The sequence below is a fragment of the Mycobacterium sp. genome (assembly GCF_036490025.1).
GTDB lineage: Bacteria > Actinomycetota > Actinomycetes > Mycobacteriales > Mycobacteriaceae > Mycobacterium.
This window is the reverse complement of sequence record NZ_DASXEP010000046.1, coordinates 1-6769: the sequence shown is the minus strand read 5'-3', so window position 1 is coordinate 6769 and position 6769 is coordinate 1. Positions and strand designations below refer to the sequence as shown.

Here is a 6769-nt window from a genome sequence, read left to right as displayed (position 1 = left end):
GTTCGGCAACCGCCGCTGCGTGACGTCGTAGATGCTCAGCACCGCCATCCAGAGCAGCGCCGCCCCAATGACCATGCGCGGCACGCTAATCCAAAGCGGCCGCCATCGCCGCTCGGGGCGCGGGTAGCCCTGTGAATTGTTCGACTTGGGCGAACGCCTGGTGTAGCAGCATCTGCAGCCCGCTGATCACCCGGCCACCCGCGGCGGCAACCGCGACGGCCAGCGGCGTCGGCCACGGGTCATAGATCGCGTCCAGCAGCACCGGCGCGCCGGCGAGGGACTCCGCGTAACGCGCCGCGACGTCGGCGGGCAGGGTGCTGACCAGCACCCCGGCGGCAGAAACCGCGTCCGCCACCGCGCCGCCGTTGAGATCGCAGAACCGCGCCGCGGCACCGACTCGACGAGCAAGATCGACCAACCCGGCGGCCTTGTCCGGGTTGCGCGCCGCGACGGTGATGTCGGTGACGCCCAATTCGGCGAGGGCCACAATCGCCGCCGGCGCGGTGCCACCCGATCCCGCGACCACCGCGGCGCCCGCTGCCGTGCCCAAGGCACCAGCCACCCCGTCGACGTCGGTGTTGTCGGCCCGCCAGCCACTCGGCGTTCGCAGCAACGTGTTGGCCGAACCGACCAGTTCGGCCCGGTCGGTGCGCGCGTCGGCGAATCGCAGCGCGGCGAATTTGCCGGGCATCGTCACCGACACCCCGACCCATTCCGGCCCGAACGCGCCGACTAGGCCGGGTAGTTCCTCGGCGCCGCACTCGATTCGCTCGTAGCTCCACCCGTCCAGGCCCAGCGCCCGGTAGGCGGCCAGGTGCAGTTGCGGAGAGCGTGAATGCGCGATCGGCGAACCGAGCACCGCCGCTCGTCTAGCGCGCGGAGTCGAGGACACCGTTGCGTTTGGCCAACTCGATGTTCGCCAGATGCTCTTGATAGTCGCGGGTGAACAACGTCGTGCCGCGCGCGTCGATGGTGACGAAATACAGCCAGTCGCCGTCCTCGGGATGCTCGGCCGCCTTGAGCGCGTCGGTGCCCGGTGAGCAGATCGGTGTCGCGGGTAGTCCCTCGGCGACGTAGGTGTTCCACGGCGTGGTTTGTGCGCGGTCGCTGTCGGTGGTGGCAACTTCGCGGCGATCCAGCGGATAGTTCACCGTCGAGTCAAATTCCAGCGTGCGGTGCTCGGCGAGCCGGTTGTAGATGACCCGCGCCACCTTCGGGAAGTCCTGCGGCTTGGCCTCCCGCTGCACAAGCGAGGCGACCACCAAAACGTTGTACGGCGACATGTTCATCGCGGTCGCGGTGTCCAGCAGACCCGACTTCACGTATTGCTGTGTGCTCGCGCTGATCAGCGATTCCAGAATCGTCTGCGGGTCGGCCGAGGGGTTGACATTGAATGTTCCGGGCGCGACCAACCCCTCGAGCCGGCGGTGATCCTCGCTCATCGCCGTCGCCGGGCCGACCGCCCAGGCCGGCACCGAGAGCGAAGCCAGCGGGGTCTTCTTGGCCGCGCTGCGTAGGTCGGCCGCGGCGACGCAGTGCTTGTCTCCGTCCAAGTCGACACAGCTGGCGTTCGAGATCATGGTGAAGATGCCGGGGGTGGTGTCGTTGGTCTTGACGTCGGTGGTGTCGTCGAGCTGCTGGCCTTCAGGGATCACCACCTTGCCGACCCGGTTCTCGGGATCGGCAAGCCGTTTCACCGCCGACGCCGCCGGAATCTCGGTGCGCAACCGGTAATAGCCGGGCTGGATCGCCGAAATCGCGTCGTTGCCTTGCGCGGCATCGAGGAACGCGTTGACGGTCCGGACGACGTCTTTTTTGTGCAGCGTCTCGCCGATCGCCGTGGTGGAGTCCCCAGAGTGCACCTGAATCACCAGGTCCTGTTTGCCGTCACCGGCGAAGTCGTTCTGCGGGCCGAAGCTGTGCCACATTTTCGAGCCGGCGAATACTGCCGCCACGACCACGGTGATGAGCAGGCCCACTAGGAATCCGCGGGCCATCCGGCGTCGACGACGCTCCCGCCGGGCACGGAGGCGTGCGGCGCGCGAATGCGTTCGCGGCGGCCCGACGGCCACCGGCCCTGGTCGCGACCCGCTGCGCCCGGCTACGCCGCGCTGGCGATCGCCACGCGGCCCTGGTCGCGACCCGCTGCGCCCGGCTACGCCGCGCTGGCGATCGCCACGGCTGTCAGACACCGTTGACCTCCCCGGGCAGCATCGCTCGGCGTTCGTCGAGCCAACCCTGCAGGATCGCCGCCGCCGCCGCCTGGTCGATGACCCTACGCTGGCCTTTGGCCCGGACCCCGGCCTGGCGCAACGATCGCTGGGCGCTCACGGTCGTCAGGCGCTCGTCGGCCAGTCGCACCGGAATCGGCGCGATCCGGCCGGCCAGCAATTCGGCCAGATCGATCGCGTCACGGGCCGACGGGCCGGTGCGGTCGGCCAGGGTTCGCGGCAACCCCACGACAACCTCGACCGCCTGCAGCTCGGCGACCAGCTCGACCAGCCGTCGCAGATGCTTGGCGGAACGGTCACGGCGGACCGTCTCCACCGGAGTGGCCAGGATGCCGTCCGGATCGCTGCAGGCAACGCCGATGCGCACACTGCCCACATCGATGCCGAGCCGCCGCCCGGGCCCGGGGTCGTCGCCGCCGGGCCGGTCCGGCAGGCGATGCGCGGAGTCCACTCAGCTGACCCTTGCTATCTCGGCTCGTACCGCGTCGAGCGCGGCGTCGATGCCCGACGAATCCTTCCCCGACCCCTGCGCCAGATCCGGCTTCCCGCCGCCACGGCCGTCGACCGCTGCGGCGAGCTGCTTGACCAAGTCGTTGGCCTTCAGACCCAGATCCTGGGCCGCGGGGTTGGCGGCGACGGCGTACGGCACGCTGTGGCCTTCACCTTCGGCAATCAGCGCGATCACCGCCGGGTCGTGGCCGAGTTTCCCGCGGATGTCGCCGACCAGCGAGCGCAGATCGCCCGCTGTCATGCCGGCCGACATCCGCTGCGCCACCAACCGGACGTTACCGATGCGCTGCGCTCCCGCGGCGGCATTTGCCGCGGCCGCCCGCGCGCTGGCCAGCCGGTTGCGTTCGATCTCCTTCTCCGCCGCCTTCAACCGCTCTACCAGGTTCGCCACCCGGGCGGGCACCTCGTCAGACGGCACCTTCAGCGACGACGCCAGCCCGGCCATCAGCGCGCGCTCCTTGGCCAGATGCTTGAACGACTCCAGGCCGACGTACGCCTCGACGCGTCGCACCCCGGAGCCCACCGACGACTCGCCGAGAATGGTCACCGGCCCGATCTGCGCCGAGTTGTGCACGTGCGTGCCACCGCACAGCTCCAGCGAGAACGGACCGCCGATCTCCACGACCCGGACCTGCTCGGGGTAGCTCTCGCCGAACAGCGCCAACGCGCCCATCGCCTTGGCCTTCTCGAACTGCTCGACGAAGGTGTTCACCTCGTAGTCGGCCTGCACCGCCTGGTTGGTCACCTCTTCGATCTCGGTGCGCTGCTCCTCGCTCACCGGGCCCTGCCAGTTGAAATCGAATCGCAGGTAGCCCGGCCGGTTCAGCGAGCCTGCCTGAACGGCATTGGGCCCCAGCACTTGTCGCAGCGCAGCATGCACCATATGGGTGCCCGAGTGCCCTTGGGTGGCACCCTTGCGCCAGCCGGGTTCCACCGCCGCGACGACGGTGTCACCCTCGACGAACTCCCCGGATTCCACGTTGACGCGGTGCACCCAAAGGGTTTTGGCGATCTTCTGCACGTCGGTGACGGCGGCCCTGGCGCTCTGGCCGGAACCGGTGCCGCTGATGGTGCCCGCATCGGCGACCTGCCCACCCGACTCGGCGTACAGCGGGGTGCGGTCCAGCACCAGCTCGACCCGGTCCGCCCCATCCGTGCCGTGGGCGACCACCGGCACCCGCTTGCCGTCCACGAAGATGCCCAGAATTCTTGCCTCAGAAGTCAATTCGTCGAATCCGGTGAATTCGGTTGGCCCGGCGTCGACCAGCTCGCGGTAGGCCGACAGGTCGGCGTGCGCGTGCTTGCGCGCTGCGGCGTCGGCTTTCGCGCGGCGGCGCTGCTCGGCCATCAGTTCGCGGAACCCCAGTTCGTCGACCTGCAGGTCGGCTTCGGCGGCCATCTCGAGGGTGAGCTCGATCGGGAATCCGAAGGTGTCGTGCAGCGTGAAGGCATCCGAGCCGGACAGCACGGTCGCGCCGGATGCCTTGGTGGCGCCGGCCACCTCCTCGAAAAGCCTTGAACCCGATTGCAGCGTCCGGTTGAACGCGGTCTCCTCGGCGACCGCGATGCGGTTGATCCGGTCGAAGTCGACGACCAGCTCGGGATACGACGGGCCCATCGCGTCGCGGACGGTCGCCATCAGCTCGCCGACGATCGGGCCGTCGATGTCGAGCAGCTTGGCCGATCGGATCACCCGCCGAAGCAGCCGGCGCAGCACATAGCCGCGCCCGTCGTTGCCGGGGCTGACACCGTCGCCGATCAGGATGGCCGCGGTGCGGCTGTGGTCAGCGATGATGCGGTAACGCACGTCGTCTGCGTGGTTACCGACGTCGTAAGGACGAGGGCCGCGGGTGGCGACCAAGTCGATAACCGGGCGCAGCAGGTCGGTTTCGTAGACGTTGTGCACGCCCTGCAGCAGGAATGCGACGCGCTCGACGCCCATGCCGGTGTCGATGTTCTTGCGCGGCAACGGGCCTAGGATCTCGAAGTCGTCCTTGCTGGTGCCCTCGCCGCGTTCGTTCTGCATGAACACGAGATTCCAGATCTCGATGTAGCGGTCCTCGTTGGCTTCCGGGCCACCGTCGGCACCGAAGTCGGGTCCGCGGTCGTAGTAGATCTCCGACGACGGGCCGCACGGTCCGGGAATGCCCATCGACCAATAGTTGTCGGCCATGCCGCGTCGCTGGATTCGCTCGACCGGCAAACCCGCGATCTCCTGCCACAGCTGTACGGCTTCGTCGTCATCGAAATAGACCGTGGCCCAGATCTTTTCGGGATCAAGGCCATATCCGCCGTCGTCGACTTCGTTGGTCAGCAATGTCCAGGCCAACTCGATGGCCTCGCGCTTGAAATAGTCGCCGAACGAGAAATTGCCGGCCATCTGGAAAAAAGTGTTGTGCCGGGTGGTGATCCCGACTTCGTCGATGTCGGGAGTGCGGATGCATTTCTGGATGCTGGCGGCTTTCGGATACGGCGGCGTGCGCTGGCCGAGGAAGAACGGCACGAACTGCACCATGCCGGCGTTGACGAACAGCAGGTTGGGGTCGTCGAGAATCACCGAGGCACTCGGCACCTCGGTATGGCCCACGTTCACGAAATGATCGAGGAACCTCTTCCTGATCTCGTGTGTCTGCACTTTTCCGCTTTCTCTTATAACTGGGTTCGAGCCGATTCAGCCGCCTATTTCGACCGCATCACAGTACCGGCCCTGTTCTGCCGAACATGCGACGAACTCCGCCTGCGGTTTAACCCTGAACAAACGACATTCGCACCGAGCGGCGGGCGTTGTCCCGGTTCAAGTCGACCAGGACCACGCTCTGCCAGGTTCCCAGCAGCAACTCCCCCGCCTGCACCGGCACGGTGATGGACGGCGCGACGATCGCCGGCAGCACATGGTCGGCGCCGTGACCCAACGATCCGTGCGCGTGCCGGTAACGGTCGTCACGCGGCAACAACCGCTCCAGGGTGTCGACCAGGTCGTCGTCGGAACCGGCGCCGGTCTCGATGATCGCCACCCCGGCCGTCGCGTGCGGGACGAAAACGTTGCAGAGCCCGTCGCCGCGCGGAAAGCAAAACGCGCGCACTGACTCGGTCAGATCGACGATGCGGCGACGCGCGGTGTCTATATCCAGCACATCGGTATTCACCTGACCAGCCTACGTATTTGCCCATTGTCATGGCGAATCCAGCGGAGGAAGGTGGTGAAAGGACCGGTGGCGCCACCGGGGTGCCGCCCCAAGACGAGAAGGGCTAACTCATGTATGCGCGCTCCACCACTATCCAGGCGCAGCCGGCATCCATCGACGCCGGAATCGCGCACGTTCGCGACGCGGTGTTGCCCGCAATGAGCGAGATCGACGGTTGCGTCGGCCTGTCGTTGTTGGTCGACCGCGAATCGGGCCGCTGCATCGCGACCACCGCGTGGGACAACGAAGCAGCCATGCACGCCAGCGCCGAGCAGGCCCGACCGATGCGCGATCAAGCGGCGCAGGCCTTTGGGGGCAGTCCGGTGATCGACCAATGGGAGATCGCGGTGTTGCACCGCGACCACCGTTCCGGGCCGGGCGCCTGCGTGCGGGCCACCTGGCTGCGGGTGCGGCCCGATCAGTTCGACCGGGCCATCGAGTTCTACCGGACGTCGGTGTTGCCCGCGATCGAGGAACTCGACGGCTTCTGCAGCGCCAGCCTCATGATCGACCGTGCCTCGTGGCGAGCGGTGTCATCGTCGACGTTCGACAGCCTCGACGCGATGCAGCGCAATGAGGATCAGGCCCGGTCGCTGCGGACGGCCCGGCTTCGCGACCTCGGGGCCGACCAGCACGACGTCGGCGAGTTCGAACTGGCCATCGCCCACTTGCGGGTGCCCGAGCTGGTCTAGCCGCCCCTCGCGATCAGCGCCGCGCGCTCCAGGGTGGCCTGGGCCATTTTGACGTGAGCTGCGTCGACCAGAACGCCGTTGACTCCGACCGCGCCCAGGCCTTGCTGTTCGCCCTCGCGGTAGGCCGCGAGGTTGCGCTCGGCGAGCGCGA

General features: G+C 67.7%; 6 protein-coding genes and 1 pseudogene. 1 reads left to right on the top strand and 6 read right to left on the bottom strand.

Annotated features, from left to right (window positions below; translation table 11 throughout):
- Positions 1-85: 85 nt before the first annotated feature.
- The 5 genes from VGG53_RS05440 to VGG53_RS05420 form a co-directional block, all read right to left on the bottom strand.
- Complete coding sequence (locus tag VGG53_RS05440) at positions 86-892, bottom strand: shikimate dehydrogenase (RefSeq protein WP_331516964.1); 807 nt, start codon at positions 890-892, stop codon at positions 86-88.
- Complete coding sequence (gene mltG, locus VGG53_RS05435; protein ID WP_331516966.1) at positions 870-2072, bottom strand: endolytic transglycosylase MltG; 1203 nt, start codon at positions 2070-2072, stop codon at positions 870-872. The genes VGG53_RS05440 and mltG overlap by 23 nt, the downstream gene beginning before the upstream one ends.
- Positions 2073-2184: 112 nt before the next feature.
- Complete coding sequence (ruvX, locus tag VGG53_RS05430) at positions 2185-2682, bottom strand: Holliday junction resolvase RuvX (RefSeq protein WP_331516963.1); 498 nt, start codon at positions 2680-2682, stop codon at positions 2185-2187.
- Positions 2683-5376 carry an alanine--tRNA ligase gene (gene alaS / locus VGG53_RS05425; RefSeq protein WP_331516962.1) on the bottom strand — a complete coding sequence of 898 codons (2694 nt, stop codon included), beginning with the start codon at positions 5374-5376 and terminating at the stop codon, positions 2683-2685. It abuts the gene before it with no gap.
- A 109-nt stretch (positions 5377-5485) separates the two neighbouring features.
- A complete protein-coding gene (locus VGG53_RS05420) occupies positions 5486-5875 on the bottom strand; it encodes a secondary thiamine-phosphate synthase enzyme YjbQ (RefSeq protein WP_331516965.1) in 390 nt (129 codons plus the stop codon).
- A gap of 122 nt (positions 5876-5997) precedes the next feature.
- On the opposite strand from VGG53_RS05420, the gene VGG53_RS05415 reads away from it, so the two are divergent.
- Positions 5998-6618, top strand: coding sequence for an antibiotic biosynthesis monooxygenase (locus VGG53_RS05415; protein ID WP_331516961.1), 621 nt, complete (start codon positions 5998-6000; stop codon positions 6616-6618).
- Here the strand turns inward: VGG53_RS05415 and VGG53_RS05410 are convergent.
- Positions 6615-6769 (bottom strand): annotated as a pseudogene (locus VGG53_RS05410) (CoA ester lyase); the annotation flags it as partial. The gene VGG53_RS05415 and the pseudogene VGG53_RS05410 overlap by 4 nt on opposite strands.